Genomic DNA, 25,446 nt, shown 5'->3' on the forward strand with positions numbered 1-25,446 from the left:
GTACGTACAATATGTGTACATCGTATGGTATTGTATAAGTATTGAGTAGTTAATGCCTTAAACACTCTAAAAACACCTTTAATCTGCGTTTTAAAGAGTGTGTTTACAGGTGTTTTTTTAAGTTAATTAATTAAGATTCTGTTTATCAGCGCTTTGCAGTTTTATAATTTATGTTAAAGTAGCTTTAAAAAGTCTTAAATTGCAATAACATAAAAGCCCATTAAATAGATGGCAAAAAAAAAGTGGCACACAGACCATCGAAATGAAAAGCATACCACGTAACTCAGCCCTACAAAGGTACAAAATTCATATCAAACAGTCTATTTGCTTATAATTTTATAAGAAAATATATACTATGGAGAAACAAGTACAACTTATTCAGATTACAGCAGAACAACTACAAAACAAGATTATTAAAGGCGTTGCAGAACAATTGCAGGAGTTAGAAAAATCATTCCAACCAAAAGAGCCAACAGAATATTTAAGTAGGAATGATGTAGCTACAATGCTACAAGTAAATCTTTCAACATTATTTAATTGGAATAAGCAAAAAATACTACAACCTTATCAAATTGGAGGACGTGTATATTATAAGCGTTCGGAAATAGAGAAAGCAGTTGTAAAAGTTGAAATAGCTAAGTAAAATGGCTAAACCTCAACAACAGTACTCGAAAACATTTATAAGTAAGGCTAAACGCTTGTTTTGTCTGCTTATGGATACGCTTTGCACTCTTTTTATAATCTTTATTGATTAACAAAGAATTGACTTAAAAAGACGCTTTAACGGTGTCTTTTTCTCTTTTTAACATTTGCCTACTTCTAGTGGTGTGGCAAAGCCTACTTTAATTTTAAAATATTATCATTGATAGATTACGCAAAAGTATTTCTCCAATATGTAGATGTGAACCGCTTACTGGAACTGCCTTTTTTGTCTTTTTCGGGAACGTATGAAACTAAAACAGGAGAACAAAAAAACAACGGTACATTAATAGCTGAATATCATTTTTGTAAAATAGCAATTTACGAAAGCGGTTTGGTATTGTTTACTGGAAGTTTGCACAAATTATATAATTCACTCAAAGGAATTGTAGCACCAAATCATAAAAGAGTACTTGACAAAATTAAATTAATGCCAAGTAACACACCAGTAGAACAACAACAACAAATTGATGCTTTGGCAGTAGCTAACGGCAAATACAAAGGTTTTAACGGTAATGATTTTACTATTGATAATATAGATGAGGTGCGCAATTACTTAGAATTGTTATTTAATTGTGAGCCTGAACAAATGATATTTCAAAACATAGAATTTGGAGTTAATACAACGCCTTTATTTGCTTCAAAGTTATTTTTAAAAGGTTTGCTATTTCATAAGAACAAAGAATTTGAGTATCGTTTTAACGGTTCTTTTGCGCAATCAATACATCAACAGTATTATATCAAGATATATGATAAAGCTATCCAGTATGGAATGGAAGGCAATGTATTAAGAGTTGAACTTAAAATAGTAAAGTCTGAATACTTGAAGCAATTAGGTATTGTATCATTTGGGGATATAGACACAATTACATTGAACAACGCAAAAGAATTGCTTTTAACGGCTTTTAATGAAGTAGTCTATTATGATTATACAATTGATAAAAAGAGCCTTACAAGTAGCCAAAAGCAAAGTTTAAATAAATACTCAAACCCTCGTTACTGGTTGCATACTTTGAAGTCAGTTCATAGAGACCGCCCAAAGAAAAAACTACAATATTTTATTGTTAATAATTCGGATAACTTAAAGGCTAAAATCTATAAAAATATAGTTAAAAAGTGTGTAACCATTAACAGCTATTTGAAGCCAAAAAAAGATGCTGTAAAAAAACAAAATTGTGTAACCATTAACAGTTCAAGTATAGGGATAAACATTACACAAAACACTATTGAAAAACAGCCTTTAAAAATGCCTAAATGCAAGTACACAAATATCAGCTTGAAACACGAAAAAGAAGGTGCAATTAAAATAGGAATTACAACAGTTAGAAAACTAAGAGTAAGTGACCCTAAAATGTTTGCGTTGCTTTGTTCGGTTTGGTTAAGTAAAAGACAAAGTGATAATAATTTAGAATACAAAATAGTAAAAGCAATTGCGAATAAACATCGTAAAAAAATAACAGATTCAACTTATAAGAGAAATGTATTAGATAATTCTAATCAAACCACCATATTTTAAAATAGAGTTATGAAAAAAGAAAACGAATTATTAAATAATTTGATTGATATGATACCAGCAGATAAAATGCTTTTAACAATCTACTATATTTTTGATGGTGTCATCTACTCCGATACTTTGCAACAAGATGAAATAAGCACCTCATCAGAAATAATTGATAATGTTACTAAAATCAAAGTTGAGGTTTATGGAGAACCACCAGTAACAATGCACGGAACTAATGCAAGATTATTACTTCATCAGATTAATAAATACAATTTACTAAAAGCCTTTTGATTAATTTCAAAGGTTTTTTTTTGGTTCAAGTCTTAGGACGTATAAAGAAGTAAGACTTCGACACTATAAGAAAAGCCTACTTTTCGTACATTAAAAATATATCCGTTTTGGTCACTTAAAAGAGTAAAGAGTTTTTATACACATAAAAGCCGTTTTAGTGCCTTAACTATAAAAAGTATTAAAATATTATTTGCGTTTGTTGAGGTGTTAATTAAATAGTTCGTTAGTATCTGGAGGGGGTATTTAGTAAAAGTTACCACCATCTGTTATGTAGGTGTGTAAAGAGTTTATTCCTGTCTGGAGGGGGTATTTTACCATTATCTGTTATGCACACGTATAAAACAAAGAGTTTTCATATATTAAAAAGGTAGTTGAGAATGTACTTTGTACCATTATTTGTACCAATACTAAAATCAAGACAATAAAAAAACAGTTAAGTGACTGTTTATTAGCTAATTAACTATTTAAAATTATGACCACGAAGGGATTCAAACCCCCAACCGTCAGAACCGAAATCTAATATTTTATCCAGTTGAACTACACAGCCATTTTATTATTGATAAAATTTATGCTAATGTTTTTTTAACAATTGTTGATATTGTTACGCCATCGGCTTTTCCTGCTAATTCTTTTGATACGATTCCCATAACCTTCCCCATATCTTTCATTCCTGTTGCGTTAGTTTTAGCGATAACCTCTGCCACTACTTTTGTAATTTCTTCTTCGGATAAAGATTCTGGCAAGAACTGTTCTAAAACTTTTGCTTCTTCAAGTTCTGGTTTTGCTAAATCGTTTCTTCCTTGTTCAGAAAAAACAACTGCACTATCTTTTCGTTGCTTTACTTGCTTTTGAATAATTTTCAATTCTTCTGCTTCAGAAATATCTCCTGTACCTGTTTGGGTATTAGCTAACATAAAAGCCGATTTTAAAGCTCTAAGAGCAGTTAAAGCTACAGTATCTTTCGATTTCATAGCTTCTTTCATCTTATCCATTACTTGTTTTTGCAACCCCATAATTTTTTATTTTAGCATTAAAAAATTCCCGACTAAGCGGGAATTTAAATATAATATATTATTATTTTTATTAATCTACATTATCATGTAAAAATGAATTATTAGAACGTGATAAATCATTGTTATCTGTATTTAATGTAGTATCTGATTTACTTATCGATGAATCAGTATTAATATCTACACCTAATCTCTTATAAGCTGGTTGACGCTCTATTTCGTCAATATTTTTACCTACCTGATCATTGAATTTGTAGTTAAATCCTTTCATTTTATCACGTCTTTCTTGCGTTCTTTTTTGCAATTCAGAAATGGTGATACTCAATGGCGAAATTTCTTCACTTGTAGTATCATTTTTACTAACCTCTTGTTTCGCTTTGGTTTTTACTTGAAACCTTAACGCTTCTTCAACATCATCTTTTATAACAGGAGTAGAACTTTTAGTTATAGTTGGTTCTGCATCAAAAGCATCTAAAACATAACGCTTTTCAACTTGCTGTTCACCTTCATTTGGTGTAGGTTTATTTATAGCTTTACCAGGATTTTCATTTACAGTATTATTAACTGGCAAATTAAATAATAAATCTTGTTCAAAAGGCTCTTGTGCTACCTCTTTATAGTCATTTTTTGAGTCAGAAATATTAGTAATAATAAAATCATCTTCACCTACTGTATCACTAGTAATATCATCATATACTACGTTTATATTATTAATAGTATCTGTAGTTCTATTTAAATTATGCCTAGGTTCTTCATCATCTTCCTTTAAAACGTTAACAACTCTATTGGGTTTATTAACCGAAATAGGGTCATTAATCCCTGGTGTATTTTGTACTTTTCTTTCTCCAAAATTATAGGTTGCTTTCTGTTCATCTTCTAAAGTATGAACAATTTTAGGCACTTCTGCGTTGGTAATTGTTCCTTGTTGATCGGCAGTAAAACCTGTAGCAACAATAGTTACAGCAATACCATCTTCTAAAGTTTCGTCTTCACCAACTCCCATGATAATATTTGCATCATAACCTGCTTCATCTTGAATATAGTCATTTATCTCTCCAATCTCATCTAAAGTTACTTCATTAACTCCTGAAACAATTAATAATAATACATTTTTCGCTCCTGTAATTTTATTATCATTTAACAACGGAGAATCTAATGCTTTTACAATGGCATTTTTAGCACGATTTTCACCTGCTTCTTTAGCTGAACCCATAATTGCAGTTCCACTATTAGAAAGGACTGTTTTAGCATCATGTAAATCGATGTTTTGCTTATAGTGATGTGTTATAACCTCTGCAATACCTTTAGCGGCTGTTGCTAAAACCTCATCTGCCTTAGAAAAACCTGCTTTAAAACCTAAATTCCCGTAAACTTCACGTAGCTTATTATTATTTATAACAATAAGAGAATCTACGTTCCTACGCAATTCATCTATTCCGTTTTGAGCTTGTTTAGTACGCATTCTTCCTTCAAACTGAAATGGCATTGTAACGATACCTACCGTTAGAATATCCATATCTTTTGCTATTTTAGCGATAATAGGTGCTGCACCAGTACCAGTACCACCTCCCATACCTGCGGTAATAAAAACCATTTTGGTATGCGTACTTAACATTTGTTGAATTTCTTGAATACTTTCTGCTGCTGCTTGTGCACCAACATCAGGATTCGCACCTGCTCCTAACCCTGAAGTTAAGTGTGCGCCTAATTGAATTTTATTAGGAATAGGACTACTTTCAAGTGCCTGTGCATCTGTATTACAAATCACGAAATCTACTCCATGAATTTGCTTACTAAACACGTGGTCTACAGCATTACTTCCTCCCCCACCAACACCAATCACCTTAATAGCATTCGACTGTGTTTTTGGCATATCGAATGAAATGTTATTGAATTCTGTGCTCATAATAACTTTTCTTTTTATAATTTGTATTCACTTACACTTCCTTTTTCTGGGGGAAAAATAAAGGTAACTTTTTTATAATTTAACTTATTCTGCGTTATCTAAAAACTCTTTAAACCTATCTGTAAATTTTTCAAAAATAGATTTAGGTTTTTCCTGCGCTATATATTCTTTTCGCTTTACCTCCTCTTCTAAAAACGCTTCATTTTCGATATCGTTTTCAACTTCAGATGTTACTGGTTCTTCAGGAACAACGACTTCTTGTACTACTTTTAAATCCTTTCTCAAACCTTCCATTAACAAACCAACAGCGGTTGCATATGCAGGACTTGATAAAGCACCGTCAGAATCACCTGCCAAATGTTCGTTAGGATATCCTATACGAACGTCCATTCCTGTAATATATTCTACTAATTGACGTAAATGTTTTAATTGAGAGCCTCCTCCTGTTAATACAATACCTGCAATTAGTTTTCCTTTCTGAGTTTCATGTCCATAATTCTTTATCTCTAAATACACATGCTCTATAATTTCTTGTACTCTTGCATGAATTATTTTTGATAAATTTTTAAGTGTAATCTCTTTCGGTTCTCTTCCTCTTAAACCAGGTATAGAAACAATTTCTGTTTCTTTATTTTCTCCTGGCCAGGCAGAACCAAATTTTACTTTTAATAATTCTGCTTGTTTCTCTATAATTGAGCAACCTTCTTTTATATCTTCAGTAATTACGTTTCCTCCAAAAGGAATTACTGCTGTATGACGAATAACACCATCTTTAAATATTGCTAAATCAGTAGTACCACCACCAATATCAATTAAAGCAACTCCTGCTTCTTTTTCTTCTTGACTTAATACTGCTGATGCCGATGCTAAAGGCTCTAATGTTATGTCTGCTAAGTTTAAACCTGCACTTTTAACACATCTTCCTATATTTCTAATAGATGAAACCTGACCAACTACTACATGAAAATTAGCTTCCAATCGCCCACCGTACATTCCAATAGGTTCTTTAATATCAGATTGGCTATCTACTTTAAATTCTTGTGGTAACACATGAATAATTTCTTCCCCAGGTAACATTACCAATTTATGTACTTGACCAACCAAACTTTCAATATCATCATCACTAATTACTACATCTGATTTTTCACGAGTAATATAATCACTATGATGTAAACTTCTAATATGTTGCCCTGCAATTCCTACAACTACATCTTCTATAGATTGCCCAGAAATACTTTGTGCTTCATCAATAGCCTGTTCAATCGATTTAATAGTTTGTGTAATATTATTTACCACACCACGTTTTACACCTAAACTTTTAGCTTTACCAATACCCAAAACCTCTATTTTACCATATTCGTTCTTACGACCGATCATAGCAACAATTTTGGTAGTACCAATATCTAAACCAACTGAAATTTTATTATTTTTCATCTTGCTTTTGTTTTGTGCACACAACTTGGTTGTGGTATTTTACATTTATTGTCTTATATTTTTTAATTGTTTTATCAATCAATGCTTTATTGTAAAATGCTATTAACTTTTTAAATTTAACAGCTACATTTTTATGCTTTCCAAAAAGTACTTTATACTCACCACTACGGACTATAAATATATATTCATTTTTAGAATTTTTTTGAATTCCTATAATTTCTTTTTTAAAAAAATCATAATTTTCAATTTTTTTTATTAACTCGATTAATTCGCTTATACCTTCTGAGTCCTTTACTCCTGATACTAATGGAACTCTTGCTGAAAAATTTTCTGATAACGGTATTGCTATTCCAAATTCATCAACATAATAAGATTCATATTTGTTTACAATACGAGCTATCGGTTTACGCTGATTTATTAATGTTTTTAATACACCATCAATCGTTAAATAAACAGTAGCTTTTTCAACATATGGATTTCCGCAAACATTTGTTTCTAAAAAATGTAAATTTACTACTCTTTTCTGTTGATTTTTAACAAATTCACTATTTTGTATTAACATTTTATCAACCATACTGTGTGTCAAAAAGTTATTATCACCTTCTTCAAATTGAATTACAGTGTTTTTCACCTTTTTTAAACCATTTTTACTTGTTGTAAATCCGTACAAAAAACTTATAAAAAGTAACAATAATAAAAAAGACACATATGTTAACAATGTTTTCATAGTTAATTTTTGTATTTTTTATGTAATTTATCTTTTATATTATCAACTAATAAACCAATATCGCCTGCACCAAGTATAACTACAACTTTAGACACACTTTTTAATATTTGGTCACTTACTTTATCCTTAGAAACTAACATTTTATTATTCACTTTCACTTTATCTAATAACCAAGAAGATGTTATCCCTTTTATAGGTAATTCTCTTGCTGGATAAATATCTAATAATAATAATTCATCAAACCTAGAAAGTGCCTTCGCAAAATCATCTGAAAAATCTTTTGTTCTACTAAATAAATGTGGTTGAAAAACAGCTAATACTTTTTCATTCGGATACATTTCTCTTACCGAATCTGCTACAGCATTAATTTCTGTTGGATGATGTGCATAATCATCAATCAATACTACATTTTCTGTTTTAATTTTATATGAAAACCTACGCTGAACGCCTTTAAACGTTTTCAACTGATTTTTAATATCTTCAAGAGGAATACCATAAACATCTGCCATTGCTAACGCTGCTAAAGCATTCATCATATTATGTTTCCCTGGCAAATTAAATTCAATATTTTTGATAATAGCTGTTGGTGTTTTTACATCAAAAATATAAGTTCCTGTTCCTACTTTTACATTATAAGCACTATAATCAGCATCTTCATTTACAGCATAAGTTAACCCTTTTAAAGGCAAACCTTTTGCTACAATTAAAGTATCAGAAACCTTGTTTGCAAACTCTCTAAAAGATTGTTGCAACATTTCATTTTCACCATAAATATCTAGATGATCGGCATCCATTGAGGTAATACAGGCTATATTTGGTGATAATTTTAAAAATGATCTATCAAATTCATCAGCCTCTACAACCGTAATTTTATCTTCTCCTAAAATAAGGTTTGAATTATAATTTTCTGCAATTCCTCCTAAAAAAGAAGTTGCCTTTACAGGTTGCATAATATGTCCTAAGATAGAAGATGTAGTTGTTTTCCCATGAGTTCCAGCAACGGCTAAACAAAGAGTTGTTTTAGTAATTTCTCCTAAAATTTCAGCTCTTTTTAAAATATCGAATCCATTATTTATAAAATAATTTAATTCTTGATGCGTACTCGGAATGGCAGGCGTATAAACGACTAACGTTGTTTTAATATCTAAACAAGAAAGAGGTATATTTTTAACTGCATCTTCAAAGTGAATTTTCACTCCAATATCTTCTAATTTTTTGGTTATCGGACTTGGCGTTTTATCGTAACCAAATACGTTTTTTCCGTTTACAGAAAAATAACGAGCAATTGCACTCATTCCAATTCCTCCAATCCCTATAAAATAGACGTTATGTATTGCTTTTAAATTCACTAAATAATTAATTTTTCTATTTCGTTAACTATATGATTCGTTGCATTAGGTAATGCTAATGCTTTTATATTTTCACTTAAATTATGTTGTTTTTCTTCATCTTTTAATAATGCTTCCATTACTTTCGGAAAAGTAGCTAATTCTTTTTCTGCTACCAAAATCGCGCCATTTTTATCAACTATTGATTTCGCATTTTTAGTTTGATGATCTTCAGATACATTTGGCGATGGAATAAATATAGTTGGCTTACCAACAATGCACAATTCAGAAACAGAACTTGCACCTGCTCTTGATATTATAAAATCAGCAGCTGCATAAGCTAAATCCATTTTATTTAAAAATGTATGAACTTGTACATTTTCTAAAGTATTGTATTGTTTATAATCATCAATATATAGCTTTCCACATTGCCAAATTAATTGAACATTCTGTTCTTTAAAAAAATCTAAATTAGATTCAATTAACTGGTTTATTTTTCTAGCACCTAAACTTCCTCCTAAAATTAAAATTGTCTTTTTTGAAGAATCTAATTTAAAAAAAGTTTTTCCTTCGGATACTTTTGTTTGAACACTTAACAAATCTTGACGAACAGGATTTCCAGTTTTTATAATTTTATCTTTCGAAAAAAAACGTTCTAAATTATCATAAGCAACACATATTTTACTTGCTTTTTTACTTAACAATTTATTGGTAATTCCTGGATATGAATTTTGCTCTTGTATTAAAGTAGGAATATTTTTTTTACCTGCAACCATTAATGTAGGTCCACTAGCAAAACCTCCTGTACCAATAGCAATATCTGGCTTAAATTTTCTGATAATAGCATTTGCCTTCCATAAACTACTGATTAATTTAACAGGAAATAATAAGTTTTTAAACGTTAATTTTCTTTGAATTCCTGAAATCCACAATCCTTTAATATCATAACCAGCCTCTGGAACTTTTTGCATTTCCATTTTATCCGAAGCACCAACAAACAAAATTTCTGCCGATGGATATCGATTTTTAATTTCATTTGCAATAGCAATTGCAGGATAAATATGTCCTCCAGTTCCACCACCACTTATAATAACGTTAATCGACTGTTTCAATGTAAAATATCTAAAGGATTATCATCTAAAATTGTTTCTTCAGTTTCATTTTTTGAAGCACTAACACTTAATATCATTCCTAAAGCAAAACAAGTCATCCAAATAGAAGTACCACCACTACTAATTAAAGGAAGTGTTTGCCCTGTTACCGGTAATATATTTACAGCTACCGCCATATTAATCATCGCTTGAAAAACAATAGGAATTCCAACACCTAGTACCATTAATGTTGCAAAAATAGTTGTTGCTTGCTTGGCTGTAATTAAAATTCTTAATAATAATAGTAAATAAATAAACACCACTACTACAGCTCCTACAAAACCATACTCTTCAACAATAATAGCATATATAAAATCAGAAGATGATTGTGGTAAAAAATTTTTCTGTACACTTTTACCAGGTCCTCTTCCTACCATACCTCCTGTTGCAATTGCAATTTTTGCTTTTTCAACCTGATAATTTTCTTTTCCTTCAGATTTAGAAAAACCTTCAATTCTGCTCTGCCAAGTATTTACACGGTTTGGCATTATATCAGGAAAAGCTTTTGCTACAAGTATAAAAAAAAGTAATGAAAAAAGTCCTATCCCAATAATATAACCAATCTGTTTTAATGGATATCCACCGATAAATATCAACAATAAAATCATTAGAAAAATAATAGCTGTTGTTGAAAAATTTGCAGGTAACACTAATAATAATACCACTGAAACAGGCAACCATAATTGTAATAAACTATCTTGAAAGTTTATTACTCTATCTTTATTTTTTGCTAAATATCTTGACACATAAATCATCAAAACTAATCCTGCTAATGTAGAAGTCTGAAAACCAATACCTACAAAAGGAATACTTATCCATCTACTAGCATTTGCACCACCTATAACTCGTCCTTGTGCCAAAGTAAACATTAATAACAAAATTACTACAGGCATCATTAAAACAGCACCACCACTAAAGTACCTGTACGGAATTCTATGTACTCCATAAATAACCGCAAAACCTGTTATTAATAATACTACGTGTTTCATTAAATGCCCAATAGTTGAGCCATTACCGACTACATAAACCAGATTGGTACTTGCACTATATATAGGCATAAATGAAAATATTGCCAATACAGCAACAATAGCCCAAATAGATCTATCTCCTTTTATATGTTTAAATATATCTTTAATCAATCAATTTTATTTTTATAAATTCTTAATTGCTTCTTTAAACTTAACACCTCTGTCTTGGTAATTCTCAAATAAATCAAAACTAGCACATGCTGGCGATAATAAAACAGCATCGCCTGAACTTGCCATTTGACTTGCAACTTCTACTGCTTTATCTGCTGTTTTGGTTTCAATAACAACATCGACAAGGTTACCAAATGTTTCTATAATTTTTTGATTATCGATACCTAAACAAATAATCACTTTTACTTTTTCTTTTACCAAAGATAATAACTCCGTATAATCATTTCCTTTATCAACACCACCAACAATCCAAATTGTTGGAGATTTCATAGAATCTAATGCATAAAAAACAGCGTTTACGTTAGTTGCTTTACTATCATTAATAAATTGTACGCCATTTACTTTTTGGACATATTCTAATCGATGCTCTACAGCTTCAAAACTTGATAAACTTTTAGCAATTCCATCAGTATTTATTTGTAATAGTTTTGCAGTTATTGCAGCTGTCATTGCATTTTTAATATTGTGTTTGCCTTTTAACGCTAAATCATCAATTTTGATTAAAACTTCTTCGGTTTCTAGTTTTATTATTATTTTATCATCCCTTAAAAAAGCACCATATTCCAATTCTTTTTCAATTGAAAAAGGGATTTTTTGAGCCTTTGTAGTATTTTTTTTCAGCCAATTTTGTATTTCTATATCATCAGCGTCATAGATTAAAAAATCTGTTGCTGTTTGATTTTTTGTAATACGAAATTTTGAATTTATATAATTATCAAAATTATAATCATATCTATCTAAATGATCTGGCGATATATTTGTAACAACAGCAATATGTGGGCTGAAATCAATAATTCCATCTAACTGAAAACTACTTAATTCTAACACATATTCATCATAATTTTGTTCAGCAACTAACTGAGCAAAACTATCACCGATATTACCACCAATACCAACATTCAATCCTGCTTTTTTAAGTAAATGACCTGTTAGTAATGTAGTCGTTGTTTTTCCATTTGAACCTGTAATTCCTACGATTTTAGCATTTGTATATTTTACAGCAAATTCAATTTCTGAAACAACTTTTATTTTTTTTGAAATTAACGCTTGTATTAAAGGTACTTTGTCGGGTATTCCAGGGCTTTTCATAACAACATCAGCATTGAATATTTCAGCTTCTGTATGTTTATTTTCTTCGAAAATAATATTATGCTTTAAAAGAACTTTTTTATATTTTTCAGATATACTTCCTTTATCAGAAACAAAAACATCGAAACCTTTTTGTTTACCTAATAATGCTGTTCCAACACCACTTTCTCCACTACCAAGAATAACTAACCTTTTCATATTATCTTAATTTTAAGGTTACAATAGTTAAAACTGCTAATAAAATTCCAACAATCCAAAAACGAGTAACTATTTTACTTTCGTGATAATTTAATTTTTGATAATGATGATGTAATGGCGCCATTTTAAAAATACGTCGTCCTTCACCAAATTTCTTTTTTGTATATTTAAAATAGAATACTTGTAGTATTACTGATAAATTTTCAACTACAAAAATACCTGCTAAAATTGGTAATAATAATTCTTTACGAATTGCAATAGCAATAACAGCTATAATTCCACCAATAGTTAAACTACCAGTATCACCCATAAATACTTGTGCAGGATATGTATTATACCAAAGAAAACCAATTAATGCACCCGCAAAAGCGAATATAAAAACGGTCATTTCTCCCGAATTAGGAATGTACATGACATCTAAATAATCAGCAAAAATAATATTTCCTGAAACCCAGGCAAATATTGCCAAAGCCATTACCATAATTGCAGAACTTCCGGCAGCAAGTCCATCAATACCATCGGTTAAATTTGCTCCGTTTGAAATACCTGTGACAATAAAAACAACTACAAATATGAAAACAATCCAGCCATATTTTTCATATCCATCACCTAAAAAGCTTAAAGCATCAGCATAATCTAATTCATTATGTTTCAAAAAAGGAACGGTTGTTTTTGTTGATTTATGTGCTTCACCAAATACTTTTACTTTACCGTTTACTTGCTCAATTTGTTGTGTAGCAGGAAGCTGTTCTTTCATGGTTACATCTGGATGAAAATATAACATCGACCCAACAATAATACCTAAACCTACCTGTCCTAATACTTTAAATTTGCCTTTTAAACCTGCCTTATCTTTTTTAAATACTTTAATATAATCATCGGTAAAACCGATAAATCCCATCCAAACGGTGGTTATCAATAAAATAATGATATAAATATTTTCTAATTTCGCCAATAATAATACAGGAAGTAAAGTGGCTAGGATAATAATAAGCCCTCCCATAGTTGGCGTTCCTGCTTTTTGTACTTGACCAGCTAAACCTAAATCACGAACAGTTTCACCAATTTGTAACTTTCTTAAAAAGTTAATAATTTGTTTTCCAAATATTGTTGAAATCAACAAAGACATTATAAATGCCATTGCTGAACGAAAAGTAATAAACTGAAAAACACTTGCTCCAGTTAAATTAAATTCACTTTCTAAATATTGAAATATATAATACAGCATACTAAGTATTTTTTAGTTGATTAAAACAATTTTTTACTTCTTCTAAATCATCAAAATGATGTTTTACACCATTTATTTCTTGATAATCTTCGTGTCCTTTTCCTGCTATTAATATAATATCTCCTTTAACTGCCAATTTACAAGCTGTTTTTATTGCCTGTCTTCTATCTAAAATTGAAAGTGTTTTTTTATAATTTTCTGCGGATACACCAGCTTCCATTTCATCAATAATCACCTGAGCATTTTCAGTTCGAGGATTATCCGAAGTAAATATTGCCTGACTACTTAATTGAGCTGCAATCATTGCCATTTTCGGACGTTTTGTTTTATCTCTATCGCCACCACAACCAACAACAGTAAGTACTTTTTCAGTACCTGTACGAATATCATTAATGGTTTGTAACACGTTTTTAAGTGCATCAGGAGTATGTGCATAATCAACAATGGCTGTTATTCCATCATTTGAAACTACATATTCAAAACGACCATTTACACTTTCTAAATCACTAATAAGTCGTAGTGTTTCTCGTTTTTCAAGACCTAATAAATCGGCAACGCCAAAAATTGCTAACAAATTAGAAGCATTAAATTCGCCAATTAATTTTGTCCAAACCTCAACATTATTGATATATAATAAACTTCCTGAAAAACGTTTTTCTAATACTTTTCCTTTAAAATCTCCGAGTGTTTTTAAGGCATAAGTTTTCTTTTTAGCTTTAGAGTTTTGCAACATTATTTGTCCATTCTTATCATCAATATTTACTAAAGCAAATGCCGATTTTGGCAAGGAATCAAAAAATGATTTTTTCACATCTCTATATTCTGCAAAAGTTTCATGATAATCTAAATGATCGTGTGATAAATTAGTAAAAACACCACCTACAAAATTTAATCCTTCTGTTCTTTTTTGATGAATTCCATGAGAACTAACCTCCATAAAACAATGACTTACTCCTGCATCAATCATTAATGATAAATACTTATTTATAGCTAAAGAATTTGGCGTAGTATGAGTTGCTTTATGTTCTTTATCATCAATCATTATTTTTACTGTTGATAACAAACCAACTTTAAACCCTGCTTTTTTAAATAACTGATATAATAAAGTAGCAATAGTCGTTTTACCGTTTGTACCTGTAATACCAACTAATTGCAGTTTTTTTGATGGGTTTTGATAAAAATTAGCTGCTATAATTGCCAAGGCTATATTAGAATCTGTAACCTCAATATAAGTTATTTCTTCTTTTTTATCCGTAGGGATATTTTCACAAACTATAACTCTAGCTCCTAAATTTAATGCTTTTTCTATAAATTGATGTCCATCGACTGTTACTCCTTTTTGAGCAATAAACACATCATTTTTTTCAACTAACCGACTATTAAACTGAATATTATTTATAATAATATCACTATCTCCGTAAATTTTATTTACAGATACTTTTTCTAATATTTCTTTTAATTTTTTCAATTATAATAACTTTAAATAAACCGTAGCTCCTTTTGATACTTTTATTCCATTACCTATAGATTGTTCTGTTACTTTTCCCATTCCTGAAAATTCCACTCGTAAACCCATATTTTCTAATAATGCAATCGCATCCATTCCGCTCATACCTACAACACGAGGCATAATTGTTTTATACTTTATTAATTTATTATAATAATCTTGATAATCTTTATCAATACTTGCTGATGAAATTTCATCAGAAACTAATTGATTATTTATAGGTGTTGTTGTGTAAATTTTCTGAGCAATTTCTTTAAAAACTGGCGCAGCAACGATACCTCCATAATACCCTTTTGATTTATTCGGACTATGAACTACTACAATACAGGAGTATTTCGGTTTATCCGCAGGAAAAAACCCAGTAAATGAAGCTACATATTTTTTCTTCGAGTAATGACCATAAACAGTTTTACCATTACTGTTTTTATATTTCGGAATCCATTTCTGAGCAGTACCTGTTTTTCCTGCCATAGAAAAATTGGAAGAATATATATTTTCAGCAGTACCTCTTTTCACAGTGTTTTCCATGATTTTTCGCACCTGATTGATAGTGTTTTGAGAAGCTATTTTATCTTTTAAAACTTCAGTTTCAAAACTTTTTTCTACATTTCCACCAACTCTTAATTCCTTAACAAAATAAGGTTTAACTAATTTACCATTATTAGCAACTGCATTATAAAATGTTAATACTTGTAATGCGGTTAAATGAACTCCATATCCCCAAGCCATCCATTCTAATGAAATCGGACTCCAAGTATTTTCCGATGGATTAGGAATATACGGCTTTCCTTCTCCTCTTATTTTAACTCCTGTTAACTGATCTAAACCAAAAGATTTAATTCGTTTTACAAATCTCTTTGGATTTTTATCATAATTTTTTCGAATGGTTTTTACAATTCCAACATTTGATGAAACTTCAAAAACACGTGCTAATGAAATTTTACCATGACCACCACTTTTACTATCCTCGACTTTTCTATTGTTAATAAATATCTTTCCATTTCCACAATTAACAACATCAGAAGTATCTGCAACTCTATCTTCTAAAACAGCCATTAAACTAGCCAATTTAAAAGTAGATCCAGGTTCATGACTTTCCCAAACTGCGTAATTTCTTTTCTCGTAATATTTCCCTTCGGATGTTCTTCCTAAATTAGAAATCGCTTTTATTTCACCAGTTTCAACTTCCATTACAACAGCACATCCATGGTCTGCTTCAAAATATTCTAATCGATTAAGTAATGCATGATGCGTTATATCCTGAATATTTACATCAATTGTAGTAATTACATCACTACCATCTATCGGTTCTTTTTCATTAACATCATTAATAGGTCTCCATTGCCCTTTTGCAATTTTCTGCTTTAAACGCCAGCCGTTTTCACCTTGCATATAATCTGCAAATGCACCTTCAATACCTGCTCCTCCTCTTTTATTATCGTAGCCTATTGTTCGCGCAGCAATTTTACCTATCGGATGTACACGAACAGTACTTTGTTCGGCAATAAATCCTCCTCTATAAAGTCCTTCGTTAAAAATTGGAAATTTTCTAATTTTCGCACAATCGTTATACCCAACATTTCGAGCAATTAATAAGTAGCGATTTTTTCGTTTTCTGGCACGTCTAATTTTATTTTGATAATAACTAGCAGGCTTGCCTAACATTTCAGCTAATGCTTCAGATAATGCTCTAATATTTTTTTCGAATACTTCTGATTTTACCACAACAGCATCCATTCTTATGGTATACTTAGTTATTGAAGTAGCTAATAAATTTCCATCAGCAGCATATACATTACCTCTGTTTGCAAATATGGTATCGTTTTTTACTGTTTTTTCTAGAGAAAGTTTACGATACTTATCTCCATCTAAATATTGAAGTTTAAAAACCCTAAAAACAATAAGCAAAAGAAAAAGCGTCATTAAAACTACAACTACATAGAGTCTGTTTAATATGCTTTTTTTTATGACCATTTTTTATCTATTCTTTTTTTGTTGTTACTTTTATTTTTTGAGGTGGTTTCTTTGCGGGAAACAATCCATTAGCTTTTACTTTATCTCGAATACTACTTTCTAATCTAATTTTAGTCAATTCAGTACTCGTATCAAAATCTTCAGCTCTCAACTCTCTTTTTTTCCTATTCAGCTTAGCTATTTTCACAACTTTTGCATCTAAACGATGAGAGCTCGATATCATCATTAATAATAAGCTCACCACAAAAATTAAGATACCCCAATTATTAAAAGAGTTATCATCTGTTAAAAACCGCCCTCGCAAAACATCATAAATACCTTTCTTTACTTTAGACATTATTTTAAAGTTGCTATTCGTAGCTTTGCACTTCGTGCTCTATTATTTAATTTAATTTCTTCCCAACTTGGTATAATTAGCTTACCAACTTTTTTTAATGGAACAGTAAAATTACCATAAAAATCTTTTTCTGGTTCACCAACAAACAACCCTGTCCTTATAAATCGCTTTACCAATCTATCCTCTAACGAATGGTATGAAATAACGCTTAATCGTCCATTTTCATTTAATAAACCAGGAATTTGCTCTAAAAACTCTTTTAAAACTTCCAATTCTTGATTTACTTCAATTCGAACAGCTTGAAATATCTGAGCTAATATTTTGTGTTCTTTAGCTTCTGGAAGAAATTCTTTTAATACCTCTTTCAATTGAAAACTAGTATTAATTTCTTCTTCTTGCCTAGCCTCTACAATCTTTTTAGCTAACATTCTTGCGTTTCTTAATTCGCCATATAAAAACAAGATATCAGCTAATCGTTCTTCACTATATTTATTGATAATTTTCTTAGCAGATAAATCAGATTTCTGATCCATTCTCATATCTAAATCAGCATCAAAACGAGTAGAAAAACCTCTATCGGCTTCATCAAATTGATGAGAAGAAACTCCTAAATCACCTAAGATACCATCTACTTTTCTAATTCCATAGAAACGTAAAAACCTAGAAATAAATCTAAAATTTTCACCTATTAATACAAAACGACTGTCATCAATTACATTTTGTTGTGCATCAGGATCTTGATCAAAAGCAAATAGCCTACCATTTTCTCCTAACCTACTTAAAATTTCTTTTGAATGACCACCGCCACCAAAAGTTACATCAATATATACTCCGTCTTCTTTAATATCAAGAGCATCTACACTTTCCTTTAACAATACTGGATTATGATAATTCATCTACATCTTCTATATTTCCCATTACTTCTTCTGCTAAATCAGCAAAATCAACAACAGTGTCATCAATTACTTTTTCGTATCTTTCTTTATCCCAAATTTCAATAATATTAACAGCTGAAGAAAGCACTATTTGCTTACTAATACCTGCAAATAAACATAAGTTTTTTGGAATTAATAACCTACCTGAAACATCTACTTCTAGCATTTTTACACCAGCAGTAAACCTTCTTATAAAGTCATCATTTTTTTTTACAAATCTATTTAATTTATGAATTTTACACATCACTAAATTCCACTCTTCCATTGGGTATAACTCCAAGCAAGGCTGAAAAACAGACCTTTTAATAACAAACCCATTTAACAACACATCAGATAGTTGTTTCTTGAAAGCTGATGAGAACATAAACCTCCCTTTAGTATCAACTTTACATTCGTATGTTCCTATTAAATTTATCAATTTAAAAAGTCAGTAGTTTGCATCAAAAATAAAAAAAAATACCACTTATTCCCACTTTACACCACTTTGTTAATAAGTTTTGATTTCACCATTAAAAACTGATTACTAGCTCTTTTAACGACAACTAGAAGCATCAAATAATAAAACTGAAAATTTAACAAAAAAGGACTACATTTGTCATTAAGTCAAACTGATAAATTAATGGGTGATTTTTTAAAGAAAGAGGGCAAATTTACATATGCAGAAGCAGGAGAAGGAAAAGCATTAGTCGTATTACACGGATTAATGGGTGCTCTAAGTAATTTTGATGAAACATTTAAACATTTTTCTGAAAAAGGGTATAGGGTTTTAATACCTGAACTACCTTTATATACACTACCGCTAATAAAAACAAATGTAAAAAACTTAGCAGATTATGTACATGATTTTATTGAATACAAAGGTCTTAAAGACGTTGTTCTTTTAGGAAATTCATTAGGTGGACATATTGCTTTATATTACACAAAGCATTACCCTGAAGATGTAGGTGCTATCGTTTTAACAGGTAGTTCTGGTTTGTATGAAAAATCAATGGGAGATAGTTACCCTAAAAGAGGTAATTATGAATATATTGAAAACAAAGCTAGAGAGGTTTTTTACGACCCTAAAATTGCAACAAAAGAACTTGTAGATGGTATTTATGCTATTGTAAGTGATAGAGTTAAAGCTTTAAAAACTTTATCTATTGCTAAAAGTGCTATTCGTCATAATATGGCGAATGACTTACCAAATATGCACCAACCAACCTGTCTTATTTGGGGAAAACAAGACGGAGTCACACCACCTGAAGTTGCAGAAGATTTCCATAAAATATTACCAGATTCAGATTTATTTTGGATTGATAAATGTGGGCATGCAGCAATGATGGAAACTCCTCAAGAATTTAATGAAATTTTAGAAAGCTGGCTTTCTAAAAGAAATTTATAATAGCATAACTTATATTTATGAAAATAAGATCTGCAGATTTTGTAATGAGTAACAGTAATGTTATGAAAGCTCCAAAGGATAGAATTCCTGAATATGCTTTTATAGGTCGCTCAAATGTGGGGAAATCTTCGTTAATCAACATGTTGATGCAACGTAAAGATTTAGCCAAAACTTCTGGTAAACCAGGAAAAACTCAACTGATAAATCACTTTAAAATAAACCAAGAATGGTTTTTAGTCGATTTACCAGGATATGGGTATGCTCAAATATCTAAAAAGAAAAGAACTATTTTTCAATTTTTTATTGAAAACTATTTCAAAGAAAGAGAACAACTTGTTTTTACTTTTGTTTTAATCGATTCTCGTCACGATCCGCAAAAGATTGATTTAGAATTTATGCAGTTTTTAGGTGAAAATCAAATTCCTTTTGGTATCGTTTTTACAAAAGCCGATAAATTAGGAACAACTAAAATAAACAATCAAATAGCAAACTATAAAAAAGAAGTTGCTAAAACACTGGGAAATACTTCCTACTTCTTTTCTTACTTCATCAGAAACAGGTTTAGGACGTGAAGAATTTTTAGAATTCATTGATAAGACCAATGAAACTATTCTTAAAGATTTTAAATAAATTACCAATACAACATTTTACATCTTAAAAAATGCACTCTACTAAAGATAATTTACAAGTTTTACATGAAGATAATCATTTAGTGATTATTAATAAAAGAGCTGGTGATATTGTTCAGGGTGATAAAACAGGCGATAAACCATTGTCTGATGTTGTTAAAGAATACATCAAAGAAAAATACGACAAACCTGGTGCTGTTTATTTAGGTACAGTTCACCGATTAGACAGACCAACTTCAGGTGTTGTAATTTACGCCCGTACTTCAAAAGCTTTAGAGCGTTTGAATAAAATGTTACGTGATAAAATCATCAAAAAAACATATTGGGCGGTTGTGAAAGATCAACCAAATAAATCTGAAGATACACTTATTAGTTTTTTAAAGAAAAACCCGAAGAATAACAAATCTACATCATATCCGAAGGAAATTGACGGTAGTAAAAAAGCAATTCTTCATTATAAAGTTATCAAAAAATTAGATAATTATTCTTTATTAGAAATTGATTTAGAAACAGGTCGTCATCATCAAATTCGAGTGCAATTATCAAACATTGGTTGTATAATAAAAGGAGATTTAAAATACGGTTCTAAAAGAAGTAACAAAGACGGAGGTATTCATTTACGTACTCGTAAAATTGAATTTATTCATCCTGTAAGTAAAGAACTTATCAAAGTTACAGCTCCAACACCAAAAGACCCAATTTGGGACTCTTGCTCATAACATTAAATATTTTTAAAATTCATCGTTAAATTTGTATCTTTAAATAAATTCTAACAATGAATATTCCTGAATTAATACAAGCACAAAAAAACTTTTTTGCAACACAGCAAACTAAAAATATTTCTTTTAGAGTAAATGCTTTAAAAAGACTTCAGAAAGAACTCATAAAAAGAGAAAATGACATTATTAAAGCTTTATATGCTGATTTTAAAAAATCAGCATATGAAGCCGTAATGACTGAAACTTCCATTGTTTTAGCTGAATTAAAAATGGCGATTAAAAACTGTCATTCTTGGAGCAAACCAAAACGAGTTTTACCATCGCTTTTAAATTTTCCTTCATCAGCAAAAATATATAAAGAACCCTACGGAACTACATTAATTATTGCACCTTGGAATTATCCGCATCAATTAGCTTTTGCGCCACTTTTAGGTGCAATTACAGCAGGAAATACCATCATTTTAAAACCATCAGAATTAACACCACACGTAAGTAAAATTACCAAAGAAATTATAGAAGCCGTATTTGATAAAAATCACGTGGCAGTTATTGAAGGTGGCATTGCTGTTTCTCAAGAATTATTAGCACAACGCTGGGATTATATTTTTTTTACAGGAAGTGTGCCTGTTGGAAAAATTGTAGCAAAAGCGGCTGCCGAACACCTTACTCCTATCACTTTAGAATTAGGCGGAAAAAGTCCTTGTATTATTGATGAAACGGCTAATATTCCACTAACGGCAAAACGTTTAGTTTGGGGTAAATTTCTAAATGCAGGACAAACATGTATTGCTCCTGATTATTTATTGATTCATAAATCAGTAAAAGAAAATTTTATAAAGCATTTTAAAGAGGAAATAATAAATGCTTATGGAGAAAACCCTCAAAATTCTAGCGATTTCCCTAGAATTGTAAATACTCGTAATTTTGATAGATTAGCCTTACTTTTAAAAGATGAAAACTGCATAATTGGAGGGCAAACAGATAGAGAAAAGCGCTATATTTCACCAACACTTATTGATGAACCAAGCTTAAATAGTGAGGTTATGAAAGAGGAAATATTTGGTCCTATACTTCCTTTAATTTCATATCAAAAAGAAGAAGATTTTGATAAAATAATTTCTAATTATAATAAGCCTTTAGCCTTGTATGTTTTTACAACACGTAATAGTTTTACTAAAAAGATAATTGCAAAATATTCTTTTGGCGGAGGAACAATTAATGATACAACTGTACATTTTGCTAATCATCGTTTACCTTTTGGTGGCGTTGGCGAAAGTGGCATTGGTAGCTATCACGGAAAACAAAGTTTTGAAACTTTTTCTCATCAAAAAGGAGTCGTTACCAGAAAAAACTGGCTAGATATCCCTGTACGATATGCGCCTTATAAAGGAAAATTAAAACAATTAAAGATGTTATTAAAAATAAGTTAATCATTTTTTAAATAACTTCAGTTACGAAAGGTTTTCTTCAAAGATAACAGAGATTTAATTCGTATTTTTGGAATTCAATAAATCGATTTCTTAGATGAAAAAATTCAAATGGTTGACCTACAAGGTCAATATGCAAAAATAAAACCACAAGTAAATAAAGCTTTTGAGAGTGTTTTAGACACTGCCTACTATATTGGAGGTCCTGAGGTTAAAGGATTCGGAAGCGATTTAGAAAAATATTTAGACGTAAAACACGTAATTCCATGTGCTAACGGAACTGATGCTCTGCAAATAGCAATGATGGGTTTAGGTTTAGAACAAGGTGATGAAGTTATTACTGCTGATTTTACTTTTGCTGCAACTGTTGAAGTTATTGCTTTATTAAAGCTAACTCCTGTTTTAGTTGATGTAGATGCAGATACTTTTAACATTAATATTGAAGCTTTAAAAAAGGCTATTACACCAAAAACAAAAGCAATTGTTCCTGTTCATTTATTTGGTCAGTGTGCAAATATGGAAGCGGTAATGGAAATTGCCAAAGAACATAATTTATTTGTTATTGAGGATAATGCTCAAGCAATTGGAGCAGACTATACTTTTTCTGACGGAACAAAAAAGAAATCTGGAACTATTGGAAATGTAGGTACAACATCTTTTTTCCCTTCTAAAAACTTAGGTTGTTATGGTGATGGTGGTGCAATTTTCACTAATGATGATGATTTAGCTCATACAATTAGAGGAATTGTAAACCACGGAATGTACAAGCGTTATTATCATGATGTTGTTGGTGTAAATTCTCGTTTAGACAGCTTACAAGCAGCTGTTTTACAAATAAAATTACCTTTATTAGACAGTTTTTGTGATGCTCGTAGAAAAGCTGCTAGATATTATAATACTGCTTTTGCTAATAATACAAATATTATAACTCCAACGACTAGCTCTTGTGGTACAACGATGTGTGATAACTGTAATTGTCATGTTTTTCATCAGTATACTTTAAAAATTACAAACGGAAAACGTAATGAATTACATCAACATTTATTAGACAATAATATTCCGAATGCAATTTATTACCCTGTGCCGTTACATGCTCAAAAAGCATATAAAGATGCACGTTATAACGAAGATGATTTTAAAGTTACAAATCAATTAATTGATGAAGTAATTTCATTACCAATGCACACCGAATTAGATGAAGAGCAATTGGCTTTTATTACTAAAACAATTTTAGATTTTTTAGGATAAAAAAATGATAAATCAAAAAATAAAAACACTTAAAATAATTCATCTTGCCTTAATAGCAGGAGTTACTTTAACCTATTTTTTAATGGGCGATTTTAAAAACATCTTAAATATAGAAATAGATGATGCTTCTTTAATATATTCATTTATTCCTGCGGTAGCTTATGTTTTAAGTAACTTTATATTTAAAAATACTTTAAAAGGAATTAAAAAAGAAAGTACTGATAATGAAAAATTTACTATTTATCAAAGTGCTTCTATTTTTAAGTGGGCTATAATAGAGATTGCTTGTTTTTTGATTCTTCTTTTAAAACCCGATTTTATTCTTTTTGGTGTTATTCTTTTATTTTATATGATTTTATTAGCACCTAAAGAAGATAAAATATTTCAACTTTTGGATATTAAAAATTCAAACATTTAAAAAATACTATGAAAAAGATATTAGTTACTGGTGGATTAGGTTTTATAGGTTCACATACTGTTGTCGAATTACAAAATAAAGGTTTTGAAGTTGTTATTATTGATGATTTATCAAACTCTAAAATAACTGTTTTAGATAAAATTACAGAAATTACAGGTGTAAAACCCGATTTTCATCAATTAGATTTACGTATAAAATCAAACGTTACTAATTTTTTCAACAATAATACTATTGATGGAATTATTCATTTTGCTGCTTTTAAAGCCGTTGGAGAAAGTGTTCAAAATCCGTTAGATTATTACGAAAACAACATCGGAAGTTTAGTTTATTTACTACAAGAAATCAGAAATAGAAAAATTGATAATTTCATTTTCAGTTCATCTTGCACCGTTTACGGACAAGCCGATGAATTACCAATTACCGAAAATGCGCCTACAAAACCTGCTGAATCTCCTTACGGAAACACAAAGCAAATTGGTGAAGAAATTATAAAAGATAGCTGTGATGCCTATAATATAAATGCTATTGCATTACGTTATTTTAATCCGATTGGCGCACACGATAGCCTTAAAATTGGCGAATTACCTTTAGGAGTTCCTCAAAATTTAATTCCGTATGTAACACAAACTGCAGTAGGAATCAGAAAAGAATTATCTGTTTTTGGTGATGATTACGAAACTCCTGACGGAACAGCAATTCGTGATTATATTCACGTGGTCGATTTAGCAAAAGCACATATTGCTGCGTTAAATCGTTTATTAGAAAAAAAGAACAAAACTAATTTTGAGTTTTTTAATGTAGGTACAGGAACAGGAAGTTCGGTTTTAGAGGTTATCAATTCATTTGAAAAAGTTACCAATAAAAAACTAAACTATAAAATTGTTGAAAAACGAGCAGGTGATATTACCGCTGCATATGCAGACACTACCATTGCTAATAAAGAGTTGAATTGGAAAACTGAAAAAACCTTAGAAGATGCTTTATTATCTTCTTGGAAATGGCAAGAAAATCAATAAAATAATTTTTTTATAATTATTAAAAACAGGATTCAATATTTTTTTATTGAGTCCTGTTTTTTTTATTAGAAGCAATTTCCCGCTTTCCGCA

General features: G+C 30.2%; 23 protein-coding genes, 1 tRNA gene and 1 pseudogene. 10 read left to right on the top strand and 15 right to left on the bottom strand.

The genetic code is table 11. The features are described 5' to 3' along the window. Window positions 1–355 precede the first annotated feature (355 nt). From PG913_RS11135 to PG913_RS11145, 3 genes are all read left to right on the top strand, one after another. Window positions 356–643: a helix-turn-helix domain-containing protein gene (locus tag PG913_RS11135; RefSeq protein ID WP_271230770.1), complete on the top strand. Its 288-nt coding sequence runs from the start codon at window positions 356–358 to the stop codon at window positions 641–643. 219 nt (window positions 644–862) lie between these two features. Further along, window positions 863–2,215: a hypothetical protein gene (locus tag PG913_RS11140; protein WP_271230771.1), complete on the top strand. Its 1,353-nt coding sequence runs from the start codon at window positions 863–865 to the stop codon at window positions 2,213–2,215. Window positions 2,216–2,263: 48 nt separating this feature from the next. After that, window positions 2,264–2,491 carry a hypothetical protein gene (locus PG913_RS11145; RefSeq protein ID WP_271230772.1) on the top strand — a complete coding sequence of 76 codons (228 nt, stop codon included), beginning with the start codon at window positions 2,264–2,266 and terminating at the stop codon, window positions 2,489–2,491. A gap of 473 nt (window positions 2,492–2,964) precedes the next feature. Here PG913_RS11145 and PG913_RS11150 read toward each other — a convergent pair. From PG913_RS11150 to PG913_RS11220, 15 genes are all read right to left on the bottom strand, one after another. Further along, window positions 2,965–3,038 (bottom strand) — tRNA-Arg (locus tag PG913_RS11150). A 19-nt stretch (window positions 3,039–3,057) separates the two neighbouring features. Continuing rightward, the gene (locus PG913_RS11155) at window positions 3,058–3,504 is read right to left on the bottom strand and encodes a GatB/YqeY domain-containing protein (protein ID WP_271230773.1); all 447 of its coding nucleotides are present in this window, start codon (window positions 3,502–3,504) and stop codon (window positions 3,058–3,060) included. A gap of 70 nt (window positions 3,505–3,574) precedes the next feature. Continuing rightward, a complete protein-coding gene (ftsZ, locus tag PG913_RS11160) occupies window positions 3,575–5,407 on the bottom strand; it encodes a cell division protein FtsZ (RefSeq protein WP_271230774.1) in 1,833 nt (610 codons plus the stop codon). Window positions 5,408–5,491: 84 nt separating this feature from the next. Then, entirely contained in the window at window positions 5,492–6,841 is a 1,350-nt protein-coding gene (gene ftsA / locus PG913_RS11165) for a cell division protein FtsA (protein ID WP_271230775.1), read from the bottom strand. Next, entirely contained in the window at window positions 6,831–7,568 is a 738-nt protein-coding gene (locus PG913_RS11170; RefSeq protein WP_271230776.1) for a cell division protein FtsQ/DivIB, read from the bottom strand. The genes ftsA and PG913_RS11170 overlap by 11 nt, the downstream gene beginning before the upstream one ends. 2 nt (window positions 7,569–7,570) lie before the next feature. After that, entirely contained in the window at window positions 7,571–8,917 is a 1,347-nt protein-coding gene (gene murC / locus PG913_RS11175) for a UDP-N-acetylmuramate--L-alanine ligase (protein ID WP_271230777.1), read from the bottom strand. Beyond that, window positions 8,917–10,008: an undecaprenyldiphospho-muramoylpentapeptide beta-N-acetylglucosaminyltransferase gene (murG, locus tag PG913_RS11180; protein WP_271230778.1), complete on the bottom strand. Its 1,092-nt coding sequence runs from the start codon at window positions 10,006–10,008 to the stop codon at window positions 8,917–8,919. Before murG ends, murC begins: the two co-directional genes overlap by 1 nt. Beyond that, window positions 10,005–11,183 (bottom strand): FtsW/RodA/SpoVE family cell cycle protein, encoded by a 1,179-nt coding sequence (locus PG913_RS11185; protein WP_271232171.1) that lies wholly within the window; start codon window positions 11,181–11,183, stop codon window positions 10,005–10,007. Before PG913_RS11185 ends, murG begins: the two co-directional genes overlap by 4 nt. Before the next feature lie 15 nt (window positions 11,184–11,198). After that, window positions 11,199–12,533 carry a UDP-N-acetylmuramoyl-L-alanine--D-glutamate ligase gene (gene murD, locus PG913_RS11190; protein ID WP_271230779.1) on the bottom strand — a complete coding sequence of 445 codons (1,335 nt, stop codon included), beginning with the start codon at window positions 12,531–12,533 and terminating at the stop codon, window positions 11,199–11,201. A gap of 1 nt (window position 12,534) precedes the next feature. Then, a complete protein-coding gene (gene mraY / locus PG913_RS11195) occupies window positions 12,535–13,761 on the bottom strand; it encodes a phospho-N-acetylmuramoyl-pentapeptide-transferase (RefSeq protein WP_271230780.1) in 1,227 nt (408 codons plus the stop codon). Window position 13,762: 1 nt separating this feature from the next. Then, the gene (locus PG913_RS11200; RefSeq protein WP_271230781.1) at window positions 13,763–15,229 is read right to left on the bottom strand and encodes a UDP-N-acetylmuramoyl-L-alanyl-D-glutamate--2,6-diaminopimelate ligase; all 1,467 of its coding nucleotides are present in this window, start codon (window positions 15,227–15,229) and stop codon (window positions 13,763–13,765) included. Then, a complete protein-coding gene (locus PG913_RS11205) occupies window positions 15,230–17,191 on the bottom strand; it encodes a penicillin-binding protein (RefSeq protein ID WP_271230782.1) in 1,962 nt (653 codons plus the stop codon). A gap of 58 nt (window positions 17,192–17,249) precedes the next feature. Next, entirely contained in the window at window positions 17,250–17,579 is a 330-nt protein-coding gene (locus PG913_RS11210) for an FtsL-like putative cell division protein (protein ID WP_271230783.1), read from the bottom strand. Then, entirely contained in the window at window positions 17,579–18,475 is an 897-nt protein-coding gene (gene rsmH, locus PG913_RS11215; RefSeq protein WP_271230784.1) for a 16S rRNA (cytosine(1402)-N(4))-methyltransferase RsmH, read from the bottom strand. Before rsmH ends, PG913_RS11210 begins: the two co-directional genes overlap by 1 nt. Beyond that, complete coding sequence (locus tag PG913_RS11220) at window positions 18,462–18,932, bottom strand: division/cell wall cluster transcriptional repressor MraZ (RefSeq protein WP_271230785.1); 471 nt, start codon at window positions 18,930–18,932, stop codon at window positions 18,462–18,464. The genes rsmH and PG913_RS11220 overlap by 14 nt, the downstream gene beginning before the upstream one ends. A 201-nt stretch (window positions 18,933–19,133) precedes the next feature. Here PG913_RS11220 and PG913_RS11225 point away from each other — a divergent pair, with 201 nt between their 5' ends. From PG913_RS11225 to galE, 7 genes and pseudogenes are all read left to right on the top strand, one after another. Next, window positions 19,134–19,898 (top strand): alpha/beta fold hydrolase, encoded by a 765-nt coding sequence (locus tag PG913_RS11225; protein ID WP_271232172.1) that lies wholly within the window; start codon window positions 19,134–19,136, stop codon window positions 19,896–19,898. A 17-nt stretch (window positions 19,899–19,915) separates the two neighbouring features. After that, window positions 19,916–20,528 (top strand): annotated as a pseudogene (gene yihA, locus PG913_RS11230) (ribosome biogenesis GTP-binding protein YihA/YsxC). A gap of 31 nt (window positions 20,529–20,559) precedes the next feature. Further along, a complete protein-coding gene (locus PG913_RS11235; protein WP_271230786.1) occupies window positions 20,560–21,246 on the top strand; it encodes an RluA family pseudouridine synthase in 687 nt (228 codons plus the stop codon). A 56-nt stretch (window positions 21,247–21,302) separates the two neighbouring features. Then, the gene (locus PG913_RS11240; RefSeq protein ID WP_271230787.1) at window positions 21,303–22,676 is read left to right on the top strand and encodes an aldehyde dehydrogenase; all 1,374 of its coding nucleotides are present in this window, start codon (window positions 21,303–21,305) and stop codon (window positions 22,674–22,676) included. A 108-nt stretch (window positions 22,677–22,784) separates the two neighbouring features. Then, window positions 22,785–23,921 carry a DegT/DnrJ/EryC1/StrS family aminotransferase gene (locus tag PG913_RS11245; RefSeq protein WP_271230788.1) on the top strand — a complete coding sequence of 379 codons (1,137 nt, stop codon included), beginning with the start codon at window positions 22,785–22,787 and terminating at the stop codon, window positions 23,919–23,921. A gap of 4 nt (window positions 23,922–23,925) precedes the next feature. Next, window positions 23,926–24,339: an MFS transporter gene (locus PG913_RS11250; protein WP_271230789.1), complete on the top strand. Its 414-nt coding sequence runs from the start codon at window positions 23,926–23,928 to the stop codon at window positions 24,337–24,339. Window positions 24,340–24,347: 8 nt separating this feature from the next. Next, complete coding sequence (gene galE, locus PG913_RS11255) at window positions 24,348–25,355, top strand: UDP-glucose 4-epimerase GalE (protein ID WP_271230790.1); 1,008 nt, start codon at window positions 24,348–24,350, stop codon at window positions 25,353–25,355. The last annotated feature ends 91 nt before the right edge of the window (window positions 25,356–25,446 follow it).

Source organism: Tenacibaculum pacificus, assembly GCF_027941775.1.
Taxonomy (GTDB): Bacteria; Bacteroidota; Bacteroidia; order Flavobacteriales; family Flavobacteriaceae; genus Polaribacter; species Polaribacter pacificus_A.